The following is a 23,536-nucleotide window of genomic DNA, read 5'->3' as shown; positions in this document are numbered from 1 at the left end:
TTAATTTCCAATTACCAATAAATTAGCAAATTTGGCAATGAAATGGCGATATAGTCCCAAAACATCTAACTATTGCTTTATTGTCGGTGGTTTTTTCTTGTTTTTACCAATATTAATGTATGGTTGGGGTCATTTTCGTCGTCCACCTCGTAGTGAAAACCAACAAGAATTATTTCGGGGGATTGTTTATCAGCGTTTGATCGAGTCAAAGCCACGTCCTTTAATCATTCATATCGTGACAATTGATTTAAATACACCTGGAATTAAACCATTTATCACTCCAGATATTGAGAATTTATCAAAAAATGTCGGAGTTGGGAAACAAGCCATTATCGACAATGAAACCAAAGCAAGAACAACATCTGAATTTGTCGCGGAATTTCAAGTTAAACTTGCCATCAACGGGAGCTATTTTTATCCTTTTAAGGAGGTAACACCGTGGCATTATTATCCTCACAGTGGAGATACGACAAAGGTATTAGGACAAACTATTTCTAATGGTAAAATATATGCTAATAAAAAATCAAGTTGGTATGTTTTATGCTTTGATAACAACAACCAAGCCCAAATTCCAGGCGGTGAAGAATGTCCGAAAAATACTATTCAAGGGCTAGCAGGGGATGACGTATTAGTTTTTCAAGGAAAACCAAAAATAAATATTTATGCAAATTCCTCAGCCGATAAACCATATTCGAGAGTAGTTGCAGCTATCGACAAAACAGGTAAGAAATTGTGGTTAGTTTTAGTAGATGGTAAACAACCACTATATAGCGAAGGATTTACTAAAAGAGAATTAACACAATTTATAGCAAAATTGGGTGTTTATAATGCCATAAATCTTGATGGAGGAGGTTCTACTACATTGGTAGTAGCAAATCCAGACAAAGAGGGGAAGCCAAAAATTTTAAATGCTCCTACCCATACTAAAATACTAATGCGCGATCGCCCAGTTGCTAATCATCTAGGATTTTATGCGGATTAATCTTTCACAGCAGCAGATATGATAGCTTTGCGTTTAGAAAAGGTGTCAGCATGACTGTTATCACTCCCGAACGTCTTATCATAGAGGAAAACCCTTCTCACGCCGCGCACGAGCCAAATCGCACGCTCTGGATCAGCGAAGCAGGAGGGCTTACCCAGTTCGGTGCGTTCATCGAAATCCTGCAACCTGGCTCTCGTTCATCACTCAAGCATTGGCATAGTGCTGAGGATGAAATGGTCTATGTCCTCGAAGGCGAAATCACGCTCATTGAAGGAGACGCAGAGACTATACTACGTCCTGGCGATGCCGCAACTTTTCAAGCAGGAGTGCCAGTAGGTCACTTCCTTGAGAATCGCAGCGCCAAGGCAACGCGATGCCTAGTAGTCGGCAACCGAGCGGCAGTAGACACAATCACGTATCCTGACCTCGATCTGGTGTGTCACCGAGATCGATCACTGCCAGACGACATCTGGACTAACAGTGTGGGAGAACCTGCTCCAAGTCCCTACTAGCGGTGACATCAGGGCGGCCGCATCATATAAATATGCCAACACGCGGGATGTGGCTAATCAATTAGCCACTTACTTAAGAAATAGTGGCGTAGATGCAACGGATGTCAGCCCGCCTTATATCCCACCACTGACCTTATCAGGTTCAGTGGAGGACTTACGGCAATTTAGTTAAACGTCTTTTATTGGTAATATACTTGTGGACTTAAACCCTTACTATATCCATGTTTCCAGACTTAAGGGGAAAAGTCTGCTTAAGATTTACTTTATAAATAGTCTCTAACTGAACTTTCATATGACTCACCATACCTCAGCAGCCACCTTTATTATCGACCACAATTTCAGGGTAAGCTAGTCATATCTGATTTGTGGAACAGGTGAAAACAGTATGCCATTTACTTACAACCAGTTACCAACGAGAACATAAGCAGCCCAATACCCTGGGCGGCTGTAGTTTGGATACTTTTGTAAAAGGGTTACTTGAGCGCGACGCAGAGCTTCTGCTTTTGTAACTTTGGCAGAAACTAACTCACGATAAAACTCACCTACTAAAATTGCAGTGGAGCGATCACCAACATTCCATAGACTTGCCATTGTACTCCTTGCACCTGCACGCACAGCAACCCCTGCTAAACCCAGTGTTGCCCGATTATCGCCTTCTGCTGTCTGACAAGCACTTAAGACAAGAAGTTCTAAAGGTTGTAAGTATGTTTCATCACGACGGCGTAACAGCAAATCAAAATCAGTAACATTAATTGGCCCATCCATCGCCAAAATAAATGTATCTTCAGGACGAGAACTAAACTGTCCGTGAGTTGCCAGATGAACAACATTAAATGGAATAGAGCTAATCTTTCCTGTTAATGCCTTACTTGTGAAATCTCGATCTAAAAGTTCTGTGGTTACTACCCCTGCTTTGGCAATCAAGTTAAACTCAGATTTAATTTCTGGTAAAGGCGGAAATTGTCGAAATTGGGATGGCGGTTGTACCAATCCTCCAGCAAGAATCTGTAAATTTTCTTGTGCTAAAGGTTTGGGTTTTTGTAATTGCAATCCCAGATTTAAAGCAACAGCATATTTCTCAACTAAATATTGTCTTCCATCATATAATGCTGCCATTGGTACATTTCGCAATGCACCATCCAATACAAAAACTAAAGTATTAACATTCCTATGTTGTAACTCAGACTCGATTGGTTGAATCAACCAACTATATACTTGCAGAGAAAGTATTTTAACTTCCTCGATTCTGTCTGGTTCAGTCAAATACTGCCGCAGTTGACCTAAAGTTTTTTCTACTTCAATTTGAGATTTATTTACTGAGTAGCGTCGCAAAGGTTGCTTGGGAATTTTGACAATGACTTGTAATTTTTCTGGCAGAATAATTGGATAAATAACGGCGGTTGTAGGATTATCTCTATCTACTACTTCATCTAACACAACCTTTGTGACATTTAAGCAAGCTTCCCGAAAAAAGTTATCTAAATCTGCTAATTGAAGTGCTTCAATTCGCTGGCGTGCTTTATCTAATGTTTGTTCACTTTGATCTCCTGGCGATAAAAGTAATGCTACTGATTCACGATAAATAGGTTCTACACTTTCCTTAAATGAAAATTCTACATCTCGATTAACTCCAACAAGGTCATTTCTAAGAGCCTGTAACTCATTAACAGCATCATCATAAGCTGCGATCGCACCTTTGGTATCTCCCTGCTGTTTTAACAAGCGTCCTAGCTGCCAATGCCAGTTGTAGGCGATATCCGGTGCATTTACAGATTCAGCTAACTTAAGTGCTTGCTGTGTCAAATTTTGGGCATTTAACCACTGTTTGTCCTGTTCATACAGCTTTCCCAGAGTTCCAAGGGCGTAAGATTCTGCTCGTCTATCACCAAGTGCTTGTGCTAGTTTTGTTGTTTTGGCGAGCATTTTAGCCGCAGATTCTTTTGACTCATTGATAAATTGCTGTTTCATCAAGCTCTGAGCAAAATGAATTCTGGCATAAACTGCTACTTGAGAGAGTGGTAAATTATCTAGCTCAGTAGGAATTTGCTTTAACAGAGGTTGTGCAATTTTCCACTGTTGTGTATTGACTAGGATAGTCAAAAGATTGATTTGCGCCTGGACTTTGGTAAGAGATGAAGGAGTTTTCGCGATCGCTTGTTGATAAAAAGCGATCGCACTTTCATAATCTTCCGCAATTCTAGCAGTATTGCCTAAACTGAGGAATGTTGCAGCGATCTCCCGAAGGGATTGCAATTTCTCAGCAGTTTGTAAGCTTTGTTGTAAAACTTCACTAGATTTTTTTAAATCTCCAGTTAATTGGAGTACATCTCCCAGCGATCGCAATTCTATAACTTTGGTTAACGAATCTGGTTGAGATTGTAAATTTTGGCTGACTTGAGTCAACATTGTTAAAGCACGACGGTAGAATCCTAGTACCTGCAATGCCTGTGCTTGATTAATGCGACTGTGGTTGATGGCAGTGCGTTGGTGTAGCTCGTCGTAGACATCACTACTTGCAATATATTCCGCCTCAGCTAATTGCCAAGTTTGTAATGCCTGTTGAGCTTGTCCTTGCTCTAACTGTATACTCCCTTTAATTTCCAGCGTTTGAGCAAGAACGTGCAAGTATTGTTTTGAGTTCTGAGTACCTAGCAGTTGCAAACTGTCATTGATTGCCGTATTTGCTTCGGTAAACATCCCACGCTGCTGATAAACCAAGGCAAGATTACTTAGCGTCACCGCTTGTCTAAGCTTATCTCCCAATGCTTGGTATTCTTGAAAGACCTTCTGCAAAAGCTGTTGCGCTTCTACTAATCTTCCTGCTTCATATAGTGCTTTTCCTTGTTGTAGTGAATCTTTTAAGCGTTTTTCTGATCTATCAAAATGCTCAATTGGCAAATCAACTGCATGAGATGGTTTTAAGACAGGTGAAACGGTAACAAAAATAAATGCTGTGATTAGTAATAGCAGGAGATACCGAAATAAAGGGAAGGCGTTCGACATTCTACTCTTTCACTTTAGCTAGTTAACTGCTGTTTACCTTTATTGAGAACAAGCCTGCTGACTTCTGAATCAATGCGGACATTGTGATGCTCTCAATAGACTTTTGACTAATTCAGCAATTTTTTTGCTGAATTTTGCATAGACCTAAATATCCCACGTATGGATAAGTGTGACAACTAATTGCTGAGGATAATATGAGTTCCCAAAAACTCATACTAAACAGTCTTCACCTTACTTGTTGCGTTCTCAAATTCTGAAATTAAATTGCAGGTGATTTTGTGCTGTAATCCAGACAAAAAATTACATCTGCTGCTCTTAACTTGACTACATTACTATCAAAACTCTAACTAAAGGAAAAAATGGCTACTTTTGATCTTGGTACAATAGGCAGCACGCCTGTTCTCAGAAACAACTTCACTTTAACTACATCTGATACCACTGATGTTTTTAAGTTTAGAACCACCAGTACCAGAAATCTCAATTTGTCTGTGACAGATATCAGCGTTGGTGATCCCGAACTGTTACTTTTTCGAGACAACGGTAACGGGATTTTTGATGCCAATGACCAATCGGTTGATTTGTCCGCTAGGTCTAGCAACAGAGACGAGTCTATCAATAATCAGGAAAATGCAGGGACTTATTTTGCCCAAGTCATTCGCGGTGCTGCTAGTTCAGGCACTATAAGTTACGATTTTGCTGTGTCTGCGACTGCACCCAATTCAACATCTGGTTTTAGTAATCTTTTGCCTAGAGAATTTGAACTTGGCAACTTGTCAGGTGATGTTAGTCGCTCTAATATTGTGGGTGACTTCGACACCGCAGATACTTACCAGTTCTCCCTGGGGGATTTTGAGGGTGTCAACATTACACTGAACGGACTCCTAAATGGTGATGCTGACATTCGATTGATTCGGGATTTTAATAACAATCGGATTGTTGATGCAAATGAGGAAATTGCACGTTCTACTAAAGGTGGTATCACGCCGGATATAATTTCTAACATTAACCAATCAGGTGACTACTTCTTGCAAGTCAATCAATTCAGTGGACGGACTGGCTACACTTTGACTTTTGACCACTTCACCACCCCATTTGCTTAATACTGGTAAGTGGTACTTGAAAGCATTGCACAGCAATGCTTTCAAGATTACAGCACTTCCGGCAGCTATGAGGTACATCCTCAACTCTGAAAGCTTTGATAGAGCGGGTCAGGAGAAAAACTGTATTGCATAATAGCCGGAAGCGCTGTATGCAAATGTTGCAAGCGGTACAGAACTCTACCTGAACTTTGCCGCTTGCATTTCTAAATTTTATAACTACACGGATTAAATATTTCTACAAATATGAGTAAAGTTTTACAAATAAGCAGCGCAATACCTGAGTTAGATTATGCCAATATACCTAAAGAAATTATCCCTTTTTTAGCTAGTTACAACCTGATTCCGCAATTGTTATCACAGAGGATAATCGAATCTGCTATTGCACCAATCACCTGCACACAAGCAGAAATATCTCATGCTCTAGATCAATTTTATCAGCATTGGGATTTGACAACCGCAGAAAAAATCAAAGATTGGTGCTTACGTTATGGTTTGAATGCGGAAAAATTAAAACTTTTAGCAACCCGAAAGCTGAGAGTAGAAAAGTTCAAACAAATAAATTGGAGACATCAGCTAGAATCTTACTTTCTTAAACGCAAAAAATATTTAGATCGAGTTATTTATTCTTTAATTCAAACTGAAAATAAGAGCGTTGTCAATGAGTTATTCTTCAGAATAGCAGAAGGAGAAGATTCTTTTGCTGAACTGGCGCGAAAATATTCTCAAGGTGCAGAAGCTGATAGAGGCGGCATTATTGGCCCAGTAGAACTTGGTAGTATTACTCCGAATTTTGCTCAACTACTTTACACAAGCCAAGTTGGTGTTGTTCAACCACCCGTAGCTTTTGGAAATACATGGGTAATTGTGCGTGTAGAAAAACTAATTCCTGCCCAGTTAGACGATTTTATGCGCCAAAGATTGCTGCAAGAAAATTTTGAAGATTGGTTTCAACAACAATTAAATCAATTGTCGCCAGAAGAGAAAATCTGGATGGGAATTAATCCTAAATCTGACCAGGTGCAAGAAATGGCTTAGTAGTCTGTCAAATAGAATTTGGAATAGTAAAGAAACTAACTGCAAAAGATGCAAAGTAAGAGATGACAAATACAACAGTAAATCTTCAAGAATTAATTGCAAACTTGTTTCCATTCAATAACTTGCCAGAAAGTATTTTAGAAAGTTGGCTCAGTAAGGCGAAATTTTTACGCTACCGTATTGGACAGGTGATAGTGACTCAAGAAGCTATGCCTGCTCAAATTAGTATTATCTATGAAGGGCAAGCTCGACTGTTAGGCTATAATGCTCACAAACCGAATCCTGTGACACTTAAGCTGCTTTCACCAGGTGAGGTTTTGGGTTGGTTAAGTTATGTGCGGGGGATTGCTTGTGAAACCGCGATCGCTTCTACTGAAGTTATCACGATTAATCTACCCATTGCTGATTTTCAAGCATTACTCAAGCAAGAGTCAGCTTTTACTCAAGCCTTGCATCAGCAGATTACACTTTTAGAAGTATACGAACTGCTCACAGAAGAACTCAACCGTCGCGCAGATGGGAGCAAAAATTTAGTTAAACTTGCTCAAGCTGCAACGGAAGCAGCTGTTATTCAAACATTCCCCGCACGTAAAATATCTCACAACCAATTAGATTCAGAATTATTATGGTTAGTCAGTAGTAATTTTAATCCAGAATTTTCTGTAGGAAGTCGCCTAGAATTAGATGATGTTAATCCCACGTTGAAATTTAATACAAATATGCGTGTAGTGGGGTTACCGAAGTCTTTATTTGGAGAAAATCCCACATCTACAACACTTTTACCCACAGAGATTCCCTACGCTTCCGAAATTACCATTACAGAGGAATCAAGCACCCAAGTTAAACAAAAGAAGTATCCTTATTGTCGAGGTAGAGGCCCGTTAGATGGTACTTTAGCTTGCTTTGTCATGTTGAGTCAGTACTTTAATATCCCCTTGCGTCGAGATGTATTGCGGCGAGTTCTGACAAAGCAACAGGAACACAAAGGTAGTATATCTCTACAATTTTGTGCAGCCGCCGCAGAATTAATGGGATTAACAACGCAAATGGTGAAAGTTCCCGCCGTTGCGCTTAGTCGCTTGCAATTACCAATAATGATTGCTTGGCAAGATAGTTTTGCAATTATTTACAAAAATAGCAATCAAGAGTTACTTGTTGCTGTTCCAGAGATGGGGCTGTTGCGCTACAAATTGCAAGACTTTGCTGAAAACTGGGGACAAGAAGGAGAAGTTTTGCTCCTGCAAACTACTAAAAATACTCCCAAGTCGCGGTTTAATTTGAGTTGGTTTGTACCTGCAATCAAACGCCATCGTAAAGTACTTATTGAAGTGCTAATTGCTTCGATTGTCATTCAAATTTTCGGGCTGGTAAATCCTTTAGTCACACAAGTAATTATTGATAAAGTATTAGTTGGTAATAGCCCTGATACTTTGGAAGTTTTTGGGATATTTTTGCTCGTAATAGCGGTAATTGAAGCCATACTTACCACAGTTCGCACTCATTTATTTGTGGATACCACTAACCGCATTGATCTTTCTCTGGGTTCAGAGGTAATTAACCACTTGTTGCGTCTGCCATTATCTTATTTTGAGCGTCACCCTGTGGGGGAATTGGCAACGCGCATTCACGAATTAGAAAATATCCGTTCTTTTTTGACTGGTACAGCCCTAACTGTGGTGATGGATGCAGTGTTTTCTGTAGTCTACATTGTGGTTATGGCATTTTATAGCCCAATTCTCACCTTAGTAGCATTGGTAACAGTACCCTTGTTTGGCTTGCTTAACTTGATAGTATCGCCTTTAATGCGGCGACAATTACAAGAAAAAGCCGAACGCAATGCTGAAACTCAATCTTACTTAGTAGAAGTGATGGGAGGGATGCAGACAGTCAAGGCGCAAAATTTAGAAATGCGATCGCGTTGGCAATGGCAAGAACGTTATGCTCGTTATATCAGCGCTGGTTTCAAAACAGTCTCTACTCAAACTACTGCTAGTTCTTTTAGCAGCTTTCTTAACAAGTTTTCCAGTATGTTAGTGCTGTGGGTAGGTGCTTATCTCGTCCTCAATCAACAACTCACTCTAGGACAACTCATCGCCTTCCGCATCCTTGCAGGTTATGTAACTAGTCCACTATTACGCTTAATGCAACTATGGCAGAACTTCCAAGAAACAGCTTTATCTCTGCAACGCCTTGCTGAAATTTTAGATTCTCCTCAAGAAACAGAAACAGAGACACAAAATATTCTCATGCCTAGCATTCAAGGTAATGTCCGGTATGAAAATCTCAGTTTCAGCTTCTTGGAACACGGGCCATTACAACTTTCCAATATTAACTTAGATTTCCCGGCTGGCTCTTTTATTGGCATTGTTGGACAAAGCGGTTCTGGTAAAAGTACATTGCTAAAATTACTACCGCGCCTTTACGAACCCAAATCTGGCAAAATCTTGATTGATGGCTATGATATCGCCAAGGTTGAACTTTATTCCTTACGCCGTCAAATTGGAATGGTGTTACAAGATACCTTATTATTTGACGGGACAGTGCGGGAAAACATTGCCTTGGGAAGTTCCGAAGCCAGTGATGAAGAAATTATTGCCGCCGCAAAGGTAGCATTTGCCCACGACTTTATTATGGACTTGCCAATCGGCTACAATACCCGTGTAGGCGAACGTGGTTCGGGGCTTTCTGGGGGACAACGCCAAAGAATTGCGATCGCTCGTACCGTCCTCCAAAACCCCCAATTACTTATCCTTGATGAAGCCACCAGCGCCTTAGACTACAACGCCGAAGCCCAAGTTGGCCGTAATCTGGCAACAGCATTTCAAGGAAAAACAGTATTTTTCATCACACATCGCCTCAGCACAATTCGCCATGCCAACATCATTCTCATGATGGAACAAGGTGCTGTAGTAGAACAAGGCACTCATGAAGAATTAATGGCACGTAAAGGTTATTACTACTGCCTATATCAACAACAAGAGACGCGATAAATTGCGTCCGTACAATTCCCCCCTGCCCCATCCCCATTTATTATGAATATTCAATACAAATTTGATCAACCAGTTCTTTTACAACAAACTTCTACTTGGTCAAGGGCGATCGCTTGGACTATCGTTGGAGTTAGTGTCTTTACAATAATTTGGGCATCAGTATTTAAAATTGAAGAATCAGTTCATGCTACTGGTAAACTAGAACCACAAGGCGCAGTTAAAGAAATTCAGGCTCCGGTTAACGGTGTTGTTAAAAAGATTCTAGTTAAAGATGGTCAACGAGTCAAAAAAGGTGAAATACTCGTTAGCTTAGAACAAACAACTTCTGAGGCAGAACTTACTTCCTTGAAACAAAGTCGCGCGGCTCAGTTGCAATCAAAACAGTCTTTAGAACTAGAAAATGATTTTTACCGCCGTCAGTTGCAAGGAAATATTTCACAGCAGCAAATAGCACAGCAAACAGCTATTTTAAAAATACAACCAGAACTAGCTTTATTAACTAAAAGTCGATCTGCTATCTTTGCCGAAAACGAATTATATCGCGCCCAATTAAACGGCACAACTACCGGAGTAATACTCACAAGAGAACAACAGTTACGCTTGCAAAATCGCCAGCAAGAATTAGAATCACGCTTGGCAACAGCTAAGTTAGAAACGCAACAGACACAACAACAATTACTCCAAACTCAAGCGCAATTAGGTAGCGCTCAAGATGTGTTAGTAATTAATCGCCAAATTTATCAAAACCTCAAAATGCTAGATAAAGAGGGTGCATACCCCAGAATGCAAATCCTCAAACAGGAGCAAGAAGTAAATGTGAAACAAGCAGAAGTAATGCGCCTAACTCAAGAAAAGCAACGATTACAGTTAGCCGTTACCCAAGCAAATGAAAAATTTCGGAATACTGCGGCACTGTCTCAAGAAGACTTACTCGCTAAAATTACAGATAATGATAAAAGAATTGCAGAAATTGATAGTCAATTAACTAAAGTAATTATTGAAAATCAGAAACGACTTTATGAGATTAATAGTCAAATTGCAGAGATTGACAGCGAGTTAGCTCAAGCACAACAAACGTTGAAATATCAAAAAATTGCTGCTCCCGTAGATGGAACTGTGTTTGAACTCAAAGCTCAAACAGCAGGATTTGTTGTCAACTCCAGCGAAACAATTCTTAAACTCGTTCCTAGTGATAACTTAGTTGCTAAAGTTTACATCACCAACCGTGACATTGGCTTTGTGCAAGAAGGGCAACAAGTAGATGTGAGGATTGATTCTTTTCCTTTTCAAGAGTACGGTGATATAAAAGGCGAGTTAATTGAAATTGGTTCTGATGCTCTACCTCCAGACGAAGTTTATAATTTCTGGCGTTTTTCTGCAAAAGTACGCCTCAATGGACAGAAGTTACTGATTAATCAACGCCAAATTCTATTGCAATCAGGGATGTCTATTAATGGCAATATTAAATTGCGTCAACGCACAGTTATGAGTATCTTTACTGATTTCTTAGTGGATAAAGCTGAAAACTTAAAATCTGTTAGATAAACGAATACGACTTGATGTCATGGCAGGACAATAGTTGAACGAGGTTCCCATGAAGAGCTTCTACGTCTGGATGGACATTATGCTTTGCTAATTCGTGGTTTGGATTTTGAAAAAGTAAAAGCATAAGCTCAAAATCAATAAATATTAGTCACCACTTTCTGATAAGTTTGGGGTAAAAGAGTAACAATCCATAAGTAGTAGTTTTTGTTGGTACTTATATATTTATTTAAATATTACAAGCAAAAGTTTCTTTTTATGCTAGGAGAGTACAATGTCTGGGATATCTATACATTGGTATTGGCTGCAAGGACTAGGAATTACTATAAGTAGCACTACAGTTTTTTGGTCAAACTGCTCACTAGCTCAAATCACCCCGGATACTACTCTCCCAATTAATTCCAATATCACAACAGAGGGGAACACCCGCATTATTGAGAGAGGAACTCAAGCAGGAAGTAATCTTTTTCACAGTTTTCAAGAGTTTTCTGTGCCTACTAGCGGTACAGCTTTCTTTAATAATCCTACAAATATTCAAAATATTATTAGTCGGGTAACAGGTGGCTCTGTTTCTAACATTGACGGATTAATCCGCGCTAACGCTACAGCCAATCTATTTCTAATTAATCCTAATGGAATTATTTTTGGGCAGAATGCACGGTTGGATATTGGCGGTTCCTTTGTCGGTAGCACTGCTAATAGGTTGAAATTTGCTGATGGCTTTGAGTTTAGTGCAACGGCTCCACAAAAAACACCCTTATTAACTATAAATATTCCTACAGGCTTACAATTTGGGGAGAATCCTGGAGATATTCGCGTGCAGGGGATTGGTGGACAATTGAGTAGCGAGGAGGGGCAGGGACTCAGAGTACCTTTAGGTAAAACTTTAGCTCTTGTCGGTGGCAATGTAACCATAGAGAGAGCTTTTCTAAACGCTCCAGGGGGACGAATTGAATTAGGTAGTGTCACTGGAGTTAATCAGGTCAATCTCAATCAAACACACCAAGGCTGGACGTTAAACTATCAAAATGTCAGCAACTTTAGAGATATTCAAATTTTTAGAAGTTTTGTCAATATTACTCCTGAAGAAGATAGCAACATTCAAAGTCAACAAGAGAGTAGTGCAATTTCCTTCCGAGCCTCACAGTTAAATTTGGAAACCTCTGTCATCAGAGCAAATACTTTCACTTCAGCACCGGGTGGAAATGTCAGCATTAATGTCCAACAATTAATTATGAAGGGAGGAGCATCTATAGTAACTCAAGTCTTTGACACGGGTTCGGGAGGAGATTTGACAATAAATGCCTTAGATTCCGTGGAATTGATTGGCACTCCTGTAGAATTTCCGATTGATACTATCTTATCTACTCAAACTTCTGGAGCAGGAAAGGCTGGTTCGGTGACAATTAACACTCCGGTATTAGTCCTTAAAGATAGAGCAACAATAAGTGCTACTACATTTGGTGTAGGTAAAGCGGGGAATTTGATTATAAACACCCGTGAGCTTTTAGTTAAGGATAGAGCTGGAATGTTTGTTAGAAGTCGAGGAATAGGGAATGCAGGAAGTTTAATTATCAATGCGAGTTCTGTTCATTTGGACAATGGCACTTTGACGGCTAACACTCGCAGCATCAATACTGATCCTAATCAAACACAGGCAACTATTACCTTGCGTGTAAAAGATTTGGTATTATTGCGTCGAAATAGCAACATTACTGCTGACGCTACTGGCGAAAATGTGATTGGGGGTGATGTTAATATTGACACTAAATTCTTAGTCGCATCTGAAAATAGCGATATCACAGCCACTTCCAATGACTTTCGTGGCGGTCGGGTCAGAGTAAAAGCTATCGGCATCTTCGGCACCCAGTCGCAGAATGAACGTACTTCCGCAAGTGACATTACCGCTAGAGGTAAAACTCCGGAATTGAGTGGCAGTATAGAACTTAACACACCCGATGTTGACCCTAGTCGGGGATTAGTGGAACTACCTGTAAATTTGGTTGATGCATCACAGCAAATCGCTCAGGGCTGCACTCCTAGACGTGGGCAAAGTAATAGTTTTGTTGTCACCGGACGTGGAGGAATGCCTTTAAGTCCCAGTGAACCATTGCGTCAAAGAGCAGTTATTACCCAATGGGTGACGCTGGATGAAGAGATAGGAAATGAGACAAACACCCAAGCAAAAACAACTTTAGCTGAAAATCAACAGCCAATTGTCGAGGCTCAGAGATGGCTAGTAGATAAGCGAGGTGATGTTCAGCTTGTGGCTCAACAAGTACTAAATGAAATGAGAATTCAGGAGTCAGGAGTCATATCATGTTCGGTTAATCGCTTATAAAACAATATGCTTGGGTTAAGGGTTATTGGTGTAGATGATTGGTCTTTCAAGACGCGATAAATCGCGTCTCTACATCAGGGTTTTGTTGCTCATTTTGAAGTGTATTGGGTTTCTCCAGAACAAATCGCACTTGCAAGTATCCCGGCTGAACACCGTATTGACTTGTATTGAGCCGAACATGACATCATAAGTCAGAATAAATTTTGTACTCAAAACCGTAAAATTTCTCTATCATAGTCATCCGGTGTTGGCTCAATTTCCCATACTAAACCCTCTCCTGGCTCCAACTCTACATCGATATAAAGCTGAGATATCGCTTCTGTTGCTGTATCCTCATTATTAACAAAAGGCTGTAAATCTTCGGTTAACAGTCTGAGTCTAAATCCTGCTGGAATCATTGCATCTGGATTTGCATTGCGTAATTCAAACCGCCATATATTGTCTTCTAAGTTACCTCTTTGAAATACGCGCAACTCGTAAGCTTGACCAGCAAGTGTCAACTGCCGGGACAAAGAGACACTTGATTCATCAGTTTCTCGGCTTCGCAGACCACGAGCAGCTAATTGCAATCTAGTCATTCCCCAACCAAGCTGCTGTGCTAAATTCGATACTCCTGCTTGCAACCATTCCTGAATTGACCACTGTTCAGGCAGCCCTTGTCGTCGTTCGTACAACCCTTGTCGCCAGCCGCCATGTGTTAATAATGCACCCCAAAGTTCAAAGGGAATTGCTAAACGCGGAAAGACTACTTCAGAATTACCTAATCGTTCGAGTAAGTTTTCTGCTTGTGCTAAAGGTAATGTCGGTAAAGGTGCAACTGACTCACGTAAAATTTCCTCTGGACAAAGTTGTCGGGTAATCCACAAACCATTGATGTCTTTAATTAAATCATTTTCATCTAAACAGTAAGCGCGATCGCTTGCATCATAAACCCCTTTAGTTTTCAATTGACGATGGGTGGTATATCCGCAAATTGTCACCCAGCCACCATTAGGATTAACTTGTACTGCAATATAATAATCAGCAACCCAATCGGGAATATCTACCCATTCTTGGGGTACGCGCAATTCGTCTGTATCTATTGCCGTTGTGGGAATCAATACTAATCTTATCTCTTCACAAGCGATCGCAGTTCCATTTACAAATTCCCAAAAGCTAGGTAACGCTGCTGTTTGAGTCCAAACTCTGGCATTTTCAACTTCTTCTCTCAACCACAGTAAAAATGCATCTAAGCACATTTGGTTAAGACGACCTCGCCAGCGTGCGCCTGATGTGGAAAAACCTTGTAATTCTAGGGTTTGCGATGATAACGAAATTTCCAAGGTGAGCTGTTCAGGAATTGAGGTGACATCAAAAATCATTTTAAAGACTCCACTGGCGACAACAAAATGAGAGGGCGATACTGAGCAATCAACCATTCTTCTAGAGAATTACTCATACTGTCGATTACGTCAGATTTCACCGGAATATGCAGTGTTTTTTGACTCCACTGGGCTAACTCTACTAGTAATGTCTTTTTGATTTTAGTTAGTTGCCGAGAAACTGTATATTGTTTGATTCCTAGCTGTTGAGCAATTTGCTGCTGGGTTAATTCTTGCTTGTAGTATGTTTGCAGAAGTACTTGAGCTTGGGGATCTAATTTTGCCAGCGCATCGCTCAAAACTCGATTAATTTCTGTACTCCGCAACGCAATGTTTTCTACTTCTTCTTGGATAATTATTTCATCTAACACCGAGTCTTGAAAATTGTTCGTCAGTCGGTCGAGTAATTCGCCCGTTTCTTGTCCAGGTGCAGGAATATCCAGAGAAACTGAGGTGGGATATTGAAAGGAACGCACTGCTTTAGCACAAGTAACTAACCAAGTTTCCAAACTTTCTGGAGTGCAGGCTGGACTGGGAGAACTTAGCTGACTGAGACGTTCGGTGTTGTAAAGTTGTGCGATCGCCTGTAATGTCAAATTATCTGGTTTAATGAGTTTGTGAGCAGTTGCAACATCGTGGGGCGCATAAAATTGCAAGAAACAACTCCAAGCTAGAACATAACGCTCAATGATTTGGGATGGATAACCTGCCTGTTTGAGAGATTCTACCAAACGCTTTTGACTCAGTTTGTGCAGCAATCCCCAGTCAGTACAGATATCAACTTCTTGACGCTTGCGTAACAAATCTTTAATCAGATTGCTAAAGGTGTATTCTGCATAGATTTTCAAATTTGAACCCAATTGTGGGTTAAAGCCTTTCATAACTTTATCAACACGAGCGATCGCTGTTTGGAAAAAATCAGCGACAGAATGTTGACCTAGTACATTCATTTTCATTTTTCTCGCAACCCAGTAACAAACTTCCTGTAAATAGGCTGCAATATGAGCAACTGCAATTGGACTTGCTTGCGTTTGCCAAATCCGATGCCAGTAAATAGCCCAAAATATTTCTGACTCTTGCTTAGAAGACTCTTCTACACAATTGTGCATACTCCGTCGCAGCTTAGAATCAGTAACCCAATGGTCAAAACTATCACCTTTAAATAGCATAAAGGTGGAAAAATTTTCGATAATATTTTGCCTTAAATGCATGAGACTTTAATTTTTATATAAACAGCGAATAAATTTAAACTACTCTCCTTGAGTGACATTTTCCTGAAATTGACCAAACTTATCTTTGGCATTGCTGAATTTGAAATTTAAAATTTAATTCTTCTCAACTCTTAGTCTCTGCGACTCTGCATGATACAAATTCATATTTCTATACTCAGCAACGCCTTAATCTTTTATACTTATTGCCTAACATAACGTGAGTTGCAGGTCAATGCATTAAAGGACTTGTGTACATCGCCGTAGCTTCAAAAACAGAGGTAGGGCGTGTTTCCAAAATCTTAAATCCTCCCTAGCCTTAAAAAAAGGGGGAAATAAATCAAAGTCCTCCTTTTTAAGGAAGATAATGACGGATCTAAATTTTTGACACATCAGCCAGCACTTTTCAAACAACTTGCAAACTAAAATCTCGATATTGACAGCATAAATAAGAGAACTGTAGATGATATCTAATAACGGTCTATCTACAATTGTTGAAAGATAATTTTTATTCTGACTGCAAAATAAAAGGATACTGAACAACTAAATTTATCAATGGAGATTTTTAATTCGGAGTGAAGCGACGTGACTAAATTGATAGTTTTGAAATTTGGCAAAGGGAGCTTTGAGACTGGGTTTCCAGTTACTCTCCAGATTGGAGAAGAAAATAGTCGCCCTGAAAGTGAAGTTATCGGCGAACTTCCGCCAGAGAAAGAATTACCGTTAAATTTTAATTGTTGGCAATCGATTTATCGTAGCTTAGATTTTGCCGCTCGTCCTAAAGGGCTAACAAAACAAAAGCTGTTAATTGCAAATGAGCAACAGTGTCTTGAAGCAGCTCAACAATTACGCGACTGCTTTAACTATTGGTTACAATCAGAATCTTTCCGCCCGATCCGCGAAAAATGGCTCGAAAAGCTTCAAACATCTGACATAATTCGGGTAATCTTGCAAACTCAAGACTATCAACTTCAAAAACTCCCTTGGCATCTTTGGGAGTTAATAGAACGTTATCCAAATGCAGAAATCGCCTTAAGTACGCCTATTTATGAAAAAGTCGAATTTTCCCCAATATCAACTGCAACTGTGAAAATTTTGGCATTATTAGGTGATAGTCATGGAATCAATATAGGCACAGACCGTTTACTTCTAGAACAACTGCCTAATACAAAAATTCACTTTCTTGTAGAACCATCTTGTGAAGACTTAACAGATAATCTCTGGCAGCAAAATTGGGATATTCTATTTTTTGCTGGACATAGTTCAAGCCAAAGTACAGGAGAAACAGGTCAAATCTACATTAACCAAACAGAAAGTTTGACAATTAGTCAGTTAAAGTATGCTCTCAGGCAAGCAGTTGAGCGCGGTTTAAAGTTAGCAATTTTTAATTCATGTGATGGTTTAGGACTGGCGCGAGAATTTGCTTCTTTACAGATTCCCCAGTTGATTGTCATGCGCGAACCTGTTCCAGACCGGGTGGCGCAAACATTTCTCAAGCATTTTTTGCAAGCATACGCTGGAGGCAAATCGCTTTATCTAGCAGTCCGCGAAGCTAGAGAAAGACTGCAAGGATTGGATGGACAATTTCCCTGTGCAAGTTGGCTACCTGTGATTTATCAAAATCTCGCAGAGATACCAGCTAGTTGGCAGGAGTTGATAGGTAAAGAGATGGAGGGGCAAAAGAGCAAAGGGGCCTACGGGAAGAGTTTGTCTGTCCCTCATTTTCTTTGGCTTGGTTGCGCGAGTTTGGCGATCGCCCTTTTTGTCATAGGTGTAAGATACGTAGGAATGCTGCAAGGATTGGAGTTACAAGCGTTCGATCGCTTGCAGCAACTACGCCCAGATGAACAGCCTGATTCTCGCTTGTTGGTTGTGACGATCACCGAAGAAGATGTGCAATCACAGTCTCAAGAAAAACCCCAGGGTTCTCTCTCAGATGAATCACTGTTGAAATTGTTGAAAAAATTAGAGGCATATCAACCACAATCAATAGGATTAGATATTTACCGTGATCGCCCTGTTAAGCCAGAGTTACCAGAATTGGCAAAGCATCTATATAACAGTAAACATCTAAGTGCAGTCTGTCGAGTTAGCGATGCCCAATCTGAGCATCCCGGCATCAAACCCCCGCCGGAAATAACACCAGAACGCTTAGGCTTTAGTGATTTAGTAATCGACTCAGATAACATTGTCCGTCGCCATTTATTAGCATTAACACCGCCGCCCTCTTCACCTTGCAAAGCCCAATATGCTTTCAGCGTACAAGTAGCACTGCGTTACTTGGCTGCTCACAATATTTCTCTAAAATTTACCAATGATGGTGCTTGGAAACTCGGCAAGACAGCTTTTAAACCACTAACAGCACACACTAGTGGATATCAAGGCATCGATGCTTCAGGACACCAAATTTTGTTGAATTATCGTAAAGAGCGATCGCTACAGGAATTTGTGCCGCAGGTATCGTTAACAGAAGTACTCACAGGAAAAATAAATGCTAATACAGTCAAAAACAAAATTGTTCTGATTGGTACAACAGCCGAAAGCTTTGAAGATTACTCATTTACACCCAATATCACAAATCAAGGTGCGATCGAGAAAATACCAGGTGTTATTCTGCAAGCGCAAATGATTAGTCAATTGTTAAGTGCAGCCCTCGATGGACGATCGCTCATCTGGGCTTGGTCTGTTTGGCAAGAAACAATTTGGATTTGGGGATGGTCGTTAACAGGGAGTTTACTGGCTTGGTACATTCGGCCATTGTTCTATTTAGGAATAGTAACTTCAATCGCGATCGCCAGCCTCTACGGAATATGCTTTGTTGTTTTAATTCAGTACAGCACTTGGATACCACTGATTCCCTCTGCGATCGCCCTCATTAGTAGTATTATCCTAATTGCCTACTTTACGAGATATTTTCCCCGCTCTGCGTAAACTACACATATTTTTGTGATTACTAAAAAATAGAGATGACTTTAAACGCTTGTTAATTACAAATTACGTAGCTTGTTTCTCGCCTTTGGCGAGTATTAAAAATTATGCTTCAGCGACTAGCTTCACTAATTGCATTCAGTGTAATTTTGATCAACTGTTTTAGCACTTCGCCAGCCTTATCCCAAAAATCGGCACCAATTCGCTTTAACCCACCACCGCCACCACCCGATCGCGGTTTACCAGGGAACCGAGGCGAAGGAGCCTCACGAGGAGATTGTACTGCACTGGATTTGCCTTTAACCGCTCTTGTTCCAAGCTATGAACAACGCTTGAATCAGGGTGCAGGAGAAACCACAATTACTCAGGTGTGGGGCTTAACTAGTGTAGAACAGCCCAGCTTTTGGTTCTATGTTCCCTATAATCAATCTTCCATTCAGGCGATCGAATTTGTTTTACAAACCGATCAAAATAAAACAATCCATCGCGCAGATATTTCAGTACCCCCAGTACCTGGAATTGTTCGAGTGCAACTACAAAAGACTACGGCTTTCCTAGAAACTAACAAGCCATATCACTGGTTCTTCAAAGTTAGAGTTGTATGTAACCCTAACCAATCAGCGACATTGGATTATGTAGAAGGCTGGGTGCAACGTGTGAATTTGGATGCCGCATTACGTGATGAATTTAAACAATTGTTACCACAGGAACAAGCCTCCATCTACGCAAAAAACGGTATTTGGTACGATGCTTTGACAACGCTAGCAGAACTGCTCCTTACAGGTTCCCAGGATTTAGGGGTGGCTGAAGACTGGAAAAATCTACTTAAAGTAATTAAACTGGAAAAAATGTCTACAAAACTGCTTATCTAACGTGAATTCGACCTTACTTTTAACATTCCGTAAAAAGGGAAAAGTAGTTCGTGTATTGTCATTCCAGCAGATACATATTTGGACTTCTTTTTGTCCAAAGTCCTGCTCACATTCAGCAGGCGATTAATCGTAAGACTTTAGGTGTTGTAACCCAACGGCGTATTCGCCATCCCACATCTTCACCGTAGGTTAGAGTCGAGAGGGGATATTATTCCCCGTCCCTCTCTGTTAGATCCGTGCGTGCAACTTTCGCTGCACACGGCTCCCGATGTTCTTACCTTTCGGTTTTGCTCATATGCCGATAATCGTGGCATGACTCATGTAATGCTTCAAGATTATTTGGTTTCCAGTTGTCATGATTTCCGTCTCGGTGATGTAGGTGAACCCGTTCTTCACCGATGAACTTCAGACCACAGGATGCACATTTATGGTTTTGCTTTGTGAGAGCTTTAGAGGTGTGACCATCGTAAAGCTTACTGTTACGCTTGCTCCAGCAGGTCAGGTTTCCGTCATAGGGGGATTTTATTCCTTGAACCATAACGTGTTTGTTTTCGGAGTTAGGAACTAATGGGAACGCCTTTTTAATTAGCTTTTCGCTAGATTGGCGTGTATGTTTTGATTCCTTTGTGAATACCGTGTAGGTTCTATGGTTTAGGAACCAAAGGGAATGCTTTGACCCATCCATCTTACAGAACTTGTGGTAGTTCCTCCAGCCTCTAACTATTGGGGAAAGCTTTTGGGCTTTGACTATAGAACCATAATTCGAGTTGTTGACGATGTGTTTTACTTTCTTACGGAAAGCTTTGAAGTTGTCCACTGAAGGGGTGCTTTTAAACTTGCCGTTTTTCTGGACTTTAAAGTGCCAGCCGAGGAAATCAAACCCATCTGTCGCGGCGGTGATTTTGGTCTTCTTTTGGCTTACTTGCATTCCGCGTTTGCGGAGAAACTCGCTGATTCTTTCAAGTATCTCTATCGCGTTATCTTTGGGTTTTAGTATAATTACCATATCGTCAGCGTATCGGACTGATGGCTCAATGATTTGCCCTTTGGCTTTGGATCGGTGAATACTTTCAATCCCGTTGAGTGCGATGTTCGCTAATATTGGGCTAACCACTCCCCCTTGAGGTGTACCCTGTTCGGGGAATTCTGGTAGTCCCGTCCTTTTTGGGGATGGGGATTTCCCGTAGTCCTTGATGCTTCCAATTTCCACTGTTCATTCTCAGTAGTTCTTCAAGGTTGAAGCGTTCTTCAAATGAGAGGGATTTTTTGCCATCAATACCTGCCGTCTTTTTGCCAGCATTTAGCTGAGATACTTGTCTTATTGCCAGGAATCGAGCCGAGGTGGATTTAAGAATAAGCTTTTGAAGTGACCTAGCTTTCCGCTTGTCTCCAACAAGAACCGCTTTGTACACGCGCTTTTGAAGGCGGAAAAGGTTACGGCGGAATTTCTTCCACGGTAAAGCTCTCCAAGATTCACTAGTATGTCTACTGTGCCTAATCATTTTCTCTTCTAGAGTTTGTGTATTCTGAACACCTCAGACCAACTACGGTCTGTCCTACCCGAATTGTGGGGATTTCTCCTCTCGTCTGGGCTACTTGGGGAACGAAAGCCCCTAGACCCACAACTCGTTTTTATTCGTTCCCTCGGAGAGATTGATTGTTCCGTTAGGCGTGATCACTTCAACTACTGGATTCCCTTGACTCTTACCGTTGTTCAGCTGATAATACGGCGGGAATTAATTCTCCAGTGAAGTCAGGGATTTTGTGTTACGCCCTGCTCCGACTTAAGTTGCTTTTCTAGACCCGATTTCACCATAGGAACTCCCTATTAGCACCAGTGTCAACCCGCAACTGTTGTCTGATTGCGCCCTGTTCCCAGCTTTACTCTACAAGAACCGAGCTTGTTCGGTATGGGCAGATAAGGAGTCAATTCTGAGTCTGAATGGTAGGGCTTTCACCTACATCAAACCGAGAGTTCAGCCCTAATTTCAGTGACCTGCTGTCGGGCTGGATTAGTTATTTACGGACTGATTACCGGGATTCACTAATCAACGAATCGCACCAACTAAAGTCATTCACTGCGCTGACAATCGCCCAACACCCACCCTTGCCTCTAAGTTCCGGGTGGGAGCAACGCGATTTTGTGAAGTCGGATCAAAATCAAGCGATCGCTAACAACTTTCTTCAGTACTAAAAAATATTAATCACATCAATAGCCGTATTAATACATAAATAGTGAATCAATTTAAAGTGTGGTGATGTGTGCAAAAATTGATGAGGGTCAAAAACAAGGTAGGATTCCGATTAAGTAATCTTTCTAGGCTTTTAACGTCTACCTTTTATGGCAAAAAATATAAGTGCGACTCTTGATTTAAACGAGTCAGTTAAAAATTTTGGTTCTTCAGTTAATTTTATGGAGAATTAATAGTAAAATGCCAGTTTAACAAACTGCGTAATCTGAAATTGGTAAAGTTACGAAAGCCATATCCAAGTCTTTTAATTAACTTGAGTTTATTATTAATTCCTTCTACAGCACCACTTGTGGTTCTTCCGTCAAAATAACCGACTATTTCACCAAACCATCTAACTATTGTACCTATACTTTTCGGGAAATATGAAAGTGCATCATACATCCAATCCAATAGTTTTATTATACTATCTCCCCAGGATTTAGTTGTTTCAAATATATCTCGAAATTGTTCTTTAAGTGAGTGCATTTTGGCGAGATTTGGCGACACCTCTTGCACAGATTTTAATTTTTCTCTTTGCTTTTCATTTAGAGAGTCTTCATTTTTAATAATCGCATATTTACTCTTATTCAATGCCTCTAATATTCGCTCTTTTTCTGATTTATTATCTAGCGATATAGCTGCTTTCTTTTCAGCTTTACGCATAGTATCTAATTCGTCATTTACTTGTTTCATTACATGAAATCTATCAGCAGTTATATTAGCATTTGGCATTAACTCTTCTACTAAATTTTTATAAGGCAACCAGAGGTCAATGCTCACTTCTTCAATTTGATTAAGTATCTCAACTCCCCAACTGACAAGTACTTCACGAATATCTTCTATTCGTCTTGATTGCACTATCTCAATTGGTTTATGACTATCTAAATCCACTAATATTGCTAAGTAGTTTCCTTTTCCTTTAACTAAAGCTATTTCATCTATACCTAACTTTTTTACCTGACTTAGGTTAATGTTTAATATGTGCGAGACTTGCTTTTTTAACATTGATTCTACTTCTTCATCACTTAATCCATTTCTTTGGGCAACACTCCGGATATTACTATTTAATACTTGTTGAACTATGTCGGTCGCTAATCTTTTAGTATATCCTTTACTTTTATCTACAAAGTCTAGTTGTTCGCTAAATACTTTTTTACACTTATGACATTTAAATTGCCGACGATTTATTTTTAATAACACTGGTTTTTTATTCCACGGTAAATCATGAATTATTCGCCAGTGATTTTGATGTATACTGTGAGTCATTTGACCACACCAAGGACAAGTCGAATAGTTCACACTTTTTTCTATCGTTATAATTATTTCTTCACCTTCAAGTTCTTGAAAATCTAATACTTTCATATCGGGAAGATTCAGGATTTGTTCTACTGGAAACTTCATAGCGATCGCCTAAAACTTTACTATATTATA

The 23,536-nt window shown here is 40.2% G+C and carries 14 protein-coding genes and 1 pseudogene; 10 read left to right on the top strand and 5 right to left on the bottom strand.

Annotation, left to right across the window (positions count from 1 at the left end):
* Positions 1 to 37 precede the first annotated feature (37 nt).
* The 3 genes from ACN222_RS28455 to ACN222_RS28445 are packed head-to-tail and all read left to right on the top strand — an operon-like array spanning position 38 to position 1,666.
* Entirely contained in the window at positions 38 to 982 is a 945-nt protein-coding gene (locus tag ACN222_RS28455; protein ID WP_010999870.1) for a phosphodiester glycosidase family protein, read from the top strand.
* 50 nt (positions 983 to 1,032) lie between these two features.
* Positions 1,033 to 1,494, top strand: a complete 462-nt coding sequence (locus tag ACN222_RS28450) for a cupin domain-containing protein (protein WP_010999869.1) — start codon at positions 1,033 to 1,035, stop codon at positions 1,492 to 1,494.
* Positions 1,463 to 1,666, top strand: coding sequence for a hypothetical protein (locus tag ACN222_RS28445; RefSeq protein WP_126987657.1), 204 nt, complete (start codon positions 1,463 to 1,465; stop codon positions 1,664 to 1,666). The genes ACN222_RS28450 and ACN222_RS28445 overlap by 32 nt, the downstream gene beginning before the upstream one ends.
* 224 nt (positions 1,667 to 1,890) lie before the next feature.
* On the opposite strand, the gene ACN222_RS28440 is transcribed toward ACN222_RS28445, so the two are convergent.
* On the bottom strand, positions 1,891 to 4,497 hold the full coding sequence (locus ACN222_RS28440; protein WP_010999868.1) for a CHAT domain-containing protein: 2,607 nt from the start codon (positions 4,495 to 4,497) through the stop codon (positions 1,891 to 1,893).
* Between the two features lie 359 nt (positions 4,498 to 4,856).
* Between ACN222_RS28440 and ACN222_RS28435 the strand changes: the two genes are divergently transcribed.
* The 5 genes from ACN222_RS28435 (at position 4,857) to ACN222_RS28415 (ending at position 13,505) form a co-directional block, all read left to right on the top strand.
* Positions 4,857 to 5,597: a PPC domain-containing protein gene (locus ACN222_RS28435; protein WP_010999867.1), complete on the top strand. Its 741-nt coding sequence runs from the start codon at positions 4,857 to 4,859 to the stop codon at positions 5,595 to 5,597.
* A gap of 243 nt (positions 5,598 to 5,840) precedes the next feature.
* A complete protein-coding gene (locus ACN222_RS28430; RefSeq protein WP_010999866.1) occupies positions 5,841 to 6,632 on the top strand; it encodes a peptidylprolyl isomerase in 792 nt (263 codons plus the stop codon).
* A 62-nt stretch (positions 6,633 to 6,694) separates the two neighbouring features.
* Positions 6,695 to 9,622: a peptidase domain-containing ABC transporter gene (locus ACN222_RS28425; protein ID WP_010999865.1), complete on the top strand. Its 2,928-nt coding sequence runs from the start codon at positions 6,695 to 6,697 to the stop codon at positions 9,620 to 9,622.
* A gap of 42 nt (positions 9,623 to 9,664) precedes the next feature.
* Positions 9,665 to 11,167: an HlyD family efflux transporter periplasmic adaptor subunit gene (locus ACN222_RS28420; protein WP_010999864.1), complete on the top strand. Its 1,503-nt coding sequence runs from the start codon at positions 9,665 to 9,667 to the stop codon at positions 11,165 to 11,167.
* Positions 11,168 to 11,438: 271 nt separating this feature from the next.
* Positions 11,439 to 13,505 carry a filamentous hemagglutinin N-terminal domain-containing protein gene (locus ACN222_RS28415; RefSeq protein WP_010999863.1) on the top strand — a complete coding sequence of 689 codons (2,067 nt, stop codon included), beginning with the start codon at positions 11,439 to 11,441 and terminating at the stop codon, positions 13,503 to 13,505.
* A 209-nt stretch (positions 13,506 to 13,714) separates the two neighbouring features.
* Here ACN222_RS28415 and ACN222_RS28410 read toward each other — a convergent pair whose 3' ends face one another.
* Together ACN222_RS28410 and ACN222_RS28405 are read right to left on the bottom strand one after the other, a co-directional pair.
* The gene (locus tag ACN222_RS28410) at positions 13,715 to 14,866 is read right to left on the bottom strand and encodes a DUF1822 family protein (RefSeq protein ID WP_010999862.1); all 1,152 of its coding nucleotides are present in this window, start codon (positions 14,864 to 14,866) and stop codon (positions 13,715 to 13,717) included.
* A complete protein-coding gene (locus tag ACN222_RS28405) occupies positions 14,863 to 16,035 on the bottom strand; it encodes a sigma-70 family RNA polymerase sigma factor (protein WP_419756911.1) in 1,173 nt (390 codons plus the stop codon). Before ACN222_RS28405 ends, ACN222_RS28410 begins: the two co-directional genes overlap by 4 nt.
* A gap of 624 nt (positions 16,036 to 16,659) precedes the next feature.
* Between ACN222_RS28405 and ACN222_RS28400 the strand changes: the two genes are divergently transcribed.
* Positions 16,660 to 19,005 (top strand): CHASE2 domain-containing protein, encoded by a 2,346-nt coding sequence (locus ACN222_RS28400; RefSeq protein ID WP_010999860.1) that lies wholly within the window; start codon positions 16,660 to 16,662, stop codon positions 19,003 to 19,005.
* Positions 19,006 to 19,109: 104 nt separating this feature from the next.
* On the top strand, positions 19,110 to 19,874 hold the full coding sequence (locus ACN222_RS28395; protein WP_010999859.1) for a DUF928 domain-containing protein: 765 nt from the start codon (positions 19,110 to 19,112) through the stop codon (positions 19,872 to 19,874).
* A 208-nt stretch (positions 19,875 to 20,082) separates the two neighbouring features.
* On the opposite strand, the pseudogene ACN222_RS28390 reads toward ACN222_RS28395, so the two are convergent.
* Both ACN222_RS28390 and ACN222_RS28385 read right to left on the bottom strand, forming a co-directional pair.
* Positions 20,083 to 21,376, bottom strand: a pseudogene (locus tag ACN222_RS28390) (group II intron reverse transcriptase/maturase).
* Positions 21,377 to 22,285: 909 nt separating this feature from the next.
* Entirely contained in the window at positions 22,286 to 23,506 is a 1,221-nt protein-coding gene (locus ACN222_RS28385; RefSeq protein WP_010999855.1) for an ISL3 family transposase, read from the bottom strand.
* Positions 23,507 to 23,536 lie beyond the last annotated feature (30 nt).

Origin of the sequence: Anabaena sp. FACHB-595 (genome assembly GCF_048568275.1) — a bacterium.
In the GTDB taxonomy this organism is placed as follows: Bacteria; Cyanobacteriota; Cyanobacteriia; order Cyanobacteriales; family Nostocaceae; genus Trichormus.
This window is presented reverse-complemented; position numbering and strand designations above follow the sequence as displayed.

Excerpts from the sequence above, each read along its gene's own strand:
- ACN222_RS28425 (WP_010999865.1), top strand. The coding sequence starts at position 6,695 with ATGACAAATACAACAGTAAATCTTCAAGAATTAATTGCAAACTTGTTT.
- ACN222_RS28455 (WP_010999870.1), top strand. The coding sequence starts at position 38 with ATGAAATGGCGATATAGTCCCAAAACATCTAACTATTGCTTTATTGTC.
- ACN222_RS28385 (WP_010999855.1), bottom strand. The coding sequence starts at position 23,506 with ATGAAGTTTCCAGTAGAACAAATCCTGAATCTTCCCGATATGAAAGTA.
- ACN222_RS28440 (WP_010999868.1), bottom strand. The coding sequence starts at position 4,497 with ATGTCGAACGCCTTCCCTTTATTTCGGTATCTCCTGCTATTACTAATC.
- ACN222_RS28405 (WP_419756911.1), bottom strand. The coding sequence starts at position 16,035 with ATGCTATTTAAAGGTGATAGTTTTGACCATTGGGTTACTGATTCTAAG.
- ACN222_RS28415 (WP_010999863.1), top strand. The coding sequence starts at position 11,439 with ATGTCTGGGATATCTATACATTGGTATTGGCTGCAAGGACTAGGAATT.
- ACN222_RS28410 (WP_010999862.1), bottom strand. The coding sequence starts at position 14,866 with ATGATTTTTGATGTCACCTCAATTCCTGAACAGCTCACCTTGGAAATT.
- ACN222_RS28430 (WP_010999866.1), top strand. The coding sequence starts at position 5,841 with ATGAGTAAAGTTTTACAAATAAGCAGCGCAATACCTGAGTTAGATTAT.
- ACN222_RS28435 (WP_010999867.1), top strand. The coding sequence starts at position 4,857 with ATGGCTACTTTTGATCTTGGTACAATAGGCAGCACGCCTGTTCTCAGA.
- ACN222_RS28395 (WP_010999859.1), top strand. The coding sequence starts at position 19,110 with ATGCTTCAGCGACTAGCTTCACTAATTGCATTCAGTGTAATTTTGATC.
- ACN222_RS28420 (WP_010999864.1), top strand. The coding sequence starts at position 9,665 with ATGAATATTCAATACAAATTTGATCAACCAGTTCTTTTACAACAAACT.
- ACN222_RS28450 (WP_010999869.1), top strand. The coding sequence starts at position 1,033 with ATGACTGTTATCACTCCCGAACGTCTTATCATAGAGGAAAACCCTTCT.